General features: G+C 66.7%; 3 protein-coding genes. All 3 read left to right on the top strand.

Features of this window, described 5'->3' with window-relative positions; genetic code table 11:
• The coding region (locus ABL57_RS03085; protein ID WP_203225543.1) for a replication initiation protein at positions 1 to 757 on the top strand (757 nt) is incomplete at its 5' end.
• Positions 754 to 1,026 carry a sigma factor-like helix-turn-helix DNA-binding protein gene (locus tag ABL57_RS03080; protein WP_047801983.1) on the top strand — a complete coding sequence of 91 codons (273 nt, stop codon included), beginning with the start codon at positions 754 to 756 and terminating at the stop codon, positions 1,024 to 1,026. The genes ABL57_RS03085 and ABL57_RS03080, both read left to right, overlap by 4 nt.
• A gap of 1,204 nt (positions 1,027 to 2,230) precedes the next feature.
• A partial coding sequence (locus tag ABL57_RS03075) for a replication initiation protein (protein WP_047801982.1) occupies positions 2,231 to 2,592 on the top strand: 362 nt, incomplete at its 3' end.

The raw sequence follows: 2,592 nt of genomic DNA, 5'->3' as shown, positions 1-2,592 counted from the left end.
GCCCTACATCGAGACCAACCCCCTGTGCCTGCAGTCGATCGTGGTCACCGACCACGACGGCTCCGAGGCTGATCAGGTGGCCGATCTGGCCGGGCTGCCCCAGCCCTCCTGGGTGACCCTGAACCCGCACACCCGCTCCGGGCACATCGCCTACGCCCTGGCCGCCCCGGTGTGCCTCACCGACTCCGCCCGCCGGAAACCGATCAACCTCCTGGCCCGCATCGAGCAAGGCCTCGTCGACGTCCTGGGCGGGGACATCGGCTACGCGGGCCGGGTGACCAAGAACCCCGTCCACCGCCAGCACATGCCGCTGTGGGGCGAGGAAAGCGCCCTCTACGGCCTCCAGGAGCTCGCACAGGCCCTCGGAGACGTCGGAGCCCTCCCAGGGCCCTCCAGGACCGGAAAAGCCCTTACAGCGTCGTCTGTGGGCCGCAACGTCGCCCTGTTCCACCTCACCCGGCAATGGGCCTACCGCGCCCGCCTGCGCTACGACGAGGCCACCGAGTGGGAGCAGACCGTTCACGCCTTCGCCGTGAACAAGAACCTCACCGCCATCGCTGAGGAGTTCACCCGCGGCCCGCTGGGCGAGGTCGAAGTGCTGCACCTGGCCCGCTCCATCGCCCGCTGGACCTGGCGCAACATCACCCCAGAACTCACCAACCAACGACGCAAAGCTTGGGGCACTTGCCTCAGCGAACGCGCCGCTGACAAACGCCGCATCGACCGCACACTCATCCAGCAGGAGGCCCTCCGATGACCGCTGAGAACCCTGTACGCCGAACCAGGACTGCCCGTGAGGTCGCGCAGTCAGTGGGATGCCACCCACGCACGGTTCAGCGCGCTGTCGCCGAACCCCGTGACGAGTTCATCAAGCGGTCTCGGGCCCGGCAGGATCTCGCCCTCGAGCTCAAGAACGCCGGCCTGAAGTACCGCGAGATCGCCGACCGCCTCGGTTGCTCCGAGAAGGCCGCGCAGAACCTCGTTCAGCGCGCCCGAGACCGGCACAAGCTCACTTCCGCCACCTGAGGACTCTTCCGCCGGCACGGGCGACATGGGCCGGTTCCGTGCCGCAGAATGATCCACGGTGAAGAGGCATCTCACTGGAAAGGCCGGGGCCCCTCCCCGGCCTTTCGCATGCCCAGCGCAGCGCCCACCCGCCCCGCGTGGTGCCCCGGCCGGAGGCCGATCCCGTTTTATGGCACATAGAACATAGCTTTGCTCCACGCTTCACTGTCCAGCACATGCGGGACAGTGCTTCTCGGGCGCGCGCCCGAGAAAGGTGCCGGCACCGACAGATCGACCCTTTGTCAGGCCTCCCGCCCGTGACCTGTCGTCACCTTTGGGTGCCTTTTGGAGCGTGGCAGACACTGGAAGTGGGAGTTGGCGTGCTCACATCAACCGCTCCCACGGGAGGCCAGGGAGACCAGGCCCGGCCTCCCGTCAGAGCACTAATCCAGCACCGCTGATGCCTCCAGCTATAGGCATCACCCACCGCTGTGCAGGACACTAGAACGTGGGGAACGGGATCCTCCTCCCCACGAAAAAAGCCGGGCACCACTCCCCGGCTTTTTTCGTGCCCACAGCAGCAGGCAACTAGTCCTGGTCAGCGCCCCCCACCCATCAGCACACCCCCTCAGCTTTGCTCCGCTGAACGCATCGCTGAGCCAACCAACGCACTTCTGAGCCGTCACACCTCTTGCATTCTTCGGCCAGCCGGTGGGGAAGATGCTCGTCACCACCTCCCCAGGAGTCCTCGGTGCGCACAACCAGGACACCCCAGCGCGCCCGAAACCGGCCCACCGCCAATCACCACGCCACCCCGCCAGGCACCCGCTCGACCACATGGCCAAGCACAGGGACCCGTTCTGGTCGCCTCACCTAGAACGGGTTAACCCCTCACCCGTGAAGGGTTAATCGGGGGCAGCAGGAGTCATCGACAGTGACCGTGGTTGTCGGGGCCGGCGGATGAAAATTGGGGCTGAGTCGGTGCCTGGTTGCGGTGCTTGGGGCACCTCGGGCGGAAGGGTGCAGCTATGCCTGTGCGCGCCTGCGTGGGGTCACCTAAGCCTCAGTCATCGAATGATGCATGAGGTGTGACGGTTCCAGCGGCGTTCGGCAGGACCCGGAAACGGGCTGCGCTACGCGCAGGCTGGAAAGAATTTTCGGCGGAAGTATCTGATTAAGGTGAGTCGTACCCGGGGAGATGGGGAATCTGTGGTTGGGTCACCTCATGAGCTTCCAGAACGTGTTCGCCGACCACTGGCTACCGCAGGCGCCACTGGCCGCTGAGCGCAAGGACGGCGCCTACCGGCGGGTGTCCCGAGAGCACGCTCTGCAGCTGCCCTACATCGAGACCAACCCCCTGTGCCTGCAGTCGATCGTGGTCACCGACCACGACGGCTCCGAGGCGGATCAGGTGGCCGATCTGGCCGGGCTGCCCCAGCCCTCCTGGGTGCCCCTGAACCCGCACACCCGCTCCGGGCACATCGCCTACGCCCTGGCCGCCCCGGTGTGCCTCACCGCCTCCGCCCGCCGGAAACCGATCAACCTCCTGGCCCGCATCGAGCAAGGCCTCGTCGACGTCCTGGGCGG

Origin of the sequence: Kocuria sp. SM24M-10, from assembly GCF_001027955.1 — a bacterium.
In the GTDB taxonomy this organism is placed as follows: domain Bacteria; phylum Actinomycetota; class Actinomycetes; order Actinomycetales; family Micrococcaceae; genus Kocuria; species Kocuria oceani.
The sequence above is the reverse complement of the archived record's forward strand: the minus strand, read 5'-3'. Positions and strand labels throughout refer to the sequence as shown.

What these genes read in the sequence shown, in the direction of transcription:
- ABL57_RS03080 (WP_047801983.1), top strand. Translation starts at nt 754, where the DNA reads ATGACCGCTGAGAACCCTGTACGCCGAACCAGGACTGCCCGTGAGGTC.